This window comes from Anoxybacillus sp. MB8 (assembly GCF_011006755.1).
Lineage (GTDB): Bacteria > Bacillota > Bacilli > Bacillales > Anoxybacillaceae > Anoxybacillus > Anoxybacillus gonensis.
On record NZ_RXXX01000174.1, the window covers coordinates 1 to 312 of the forward strand.

Sequence of the window (312 nt, forward strand, 5' to 3'; positions counted from 1 at the left end):
GTTTGAGTCAAGACTTTGTGGGAGATTTTTTTCTCGACCGATTTTTTTGGTTATATATGGTTTTATAAAATCGTTATATGTAAGCGCTTTTACTTACTCTCATCCTGTAGGTATGTGCGTTTTCTCTCGTTTTAAAAACCTTTCAATGCTTGCAATGCCTCGTAAATCGGTGTCCCTGAAGATTGGCGAAGGTATGGGATGTTATCTCGTACCACTTCTGTCATTTGCGTTTGCACGCGCTTCAGTGCCTTTTTCACGATCGTTTCTCGTTTCGTTTCTTCTCGTTCTTCCACGCCATACATCACTCCATCG

The 312-nt window shown here is 41.0% G+C and carries 1 pseudogene; it reads right to left on the reverse strand.

Annotated features, from left to right (window positions below):
* Positions 1–131 precede the first annotated feature (131 nt).
* Positions 132–312: pseudogene (locus EKC99_RS15750) on the reverse strand (UPF0236 family protein); the annotation flags it as partial.